Genomic DNA, 1,660 nt, shown 5'->3' with positions numbered 1-1,660 from the left:
CGGGGCTAGCGGTCGGCCCGAGGGGGTAGTAGGTGAGTGATGGGGTGACGCAGGAGGGTAGCTCAGCCCGGGCGGTGGTTGTCCCGGGGTAAGGCTGTAGGGAGAGAGACAGGTAAATCCGTCTCTTGTGAATCCTGAGAGCTGATGCCGAGCCGTTTTAGGTGAAGTGAGTGATCCCATGCTGTCGAGAAAAGCCTCTAGCGAGTGTACTGGCGGCCCGTACCCTAAACCGACTCAGGTGGTCAGGTAGAGAATACCAAGGCGATCGGGTGAACTGTGGTTAAGGAACTCGGCAAATTGCCCCCGTAACTTTGGGAGAAGGGGGACCACGCTTGGTGAACGCCCTTGCGGCGGGAGCTGGGTGGGGTCGCAGAGGCCAGGGGGAAGCGACTGTTTACTAAAAACACAGGTCCGTGCGAAGTCGTAAGACGCTGTATACGGACTGACGCCTGCCCGGTGCCGGAACGTTAAGAGGACCGGTTAGATCCTTATCGGGTCGAAGCTGAGAATCTAAGCGCCGGTAAACGGCGGTGGTAACTATAACCATCCTAAGGTAGCGAAATTCCTTGTCGGGTAAGTTCCGACCTGCACGAATGGCGTAACGACTTCCCCGCTGTCTCAACCACAGGCCCGGCGAAATTGCAGTACGAGTAAAGATGCTCGTTTCGCGCAGCAGGACGGAAAGACCCCGGGACCTTCACTATAGCTTGGCATTGGCGCTTGGAGCGTCTTGTGTAGGATAGGTGGGAGACTGTGAAGCCGGCACGCCAGTGTCGGTGGAGTCGTTGGTGAAATACCACTCTGGTCGTTTTGAGCGTCTAACCCGCACCCGTGTATCCGGGTGGGGGACAGTGCCTGGTGGGTAGTTTAACTGGGGCGGTTGCCTCCTAAAGTGTAACGGAGGCGCCCAAAGGTTCCCTCAGCCTGGTTGGCAATCAGGTGGCGAGTGCAAGGGCACAAGGGAGCTTGACTGTGAGACGGACGTGTCGAGCAGGTGCGAAAGCAGGGCCTAGTGATCCGGCACCTACGTGTGGAAGTGGTGTCGCTCAACGGCTAAAAGGTACCCCGGGGATAACAGGCTGATCTTCCCCAAGAGTCCATATCGACGGGATGGTTTGGCACCTCGATGTCGGCTCGTCGCATCCTGGGGCTGGAGTAGGTCCCAAGGGTTGGGCTGTTCGCCCATTAAAGCGGCACGCGAGCTGGGTTTAGAACGTCGCGAGACAGTTCGGTCCCTATCCGCTGCGCGCGTAGGAGAATTGAGAGGGTCTGTCCCTAGTACGAGAGGACCGGGACGGACGGACCTCTGGTGTGCCAGTTGTCCCGCCAGGGGCACGGCTGGTTGGCTACGTTCGGTCGGGATAACCGCTGAAAGCATCTAAGCGGGAAGCCTTCCTCGAGATGAGTTCTCCCACCCCTTTTTGTGGGTGTAAGGCCCCCGGTAGACGACCGGGTTGATAGGCCGGAGATGGAAGCGCGGTGACGTGTGGAGTCGACCGGTACTAATAGGCCGAGTGGCTTGAACACACATGACGTTCAATCCGAATCGCTGCGAGTATGTTCGCGTCCCTGTGTGGTTCCCAGGAAACAACTGGGTGACCGCAGTTGATAATTGGATACCGAGCCTGACGCTCGGACGAGAACTTCCCGCACCCCCGGG

1 rRNA gene (cut by a window edge) is annotated in these 1,660 nt (G+C 58.6%); it reads left to right on the top strand.

Annotated features, from left to right (window positions below):
• Window positions 1-1,527: ribosomal RNA gene (locus tag SM418_RS37685) — 23S ribosomal RNA — on the top strand; it begins 1,681 nt to the left of the window's first position.
• Window positions 1,528-1,660 lie beyond the last annotated feature (133 nt).

The organism is Actinomadura chokoriensis, assembly GCF_041463665.1.
Taxonomy (GTDB): Bacteria; Actinomycetota; Actinomycetes; order Streptosporangiales; family Streptosporangiaceae; genus Spirillospora; species Spirillospora chokoriensis_A.
The sequence above is the reverse complement of the archived record's forward strand: the minus strand, read 5'-3'. Positions and strand labels throughout refer to the sequence as shown.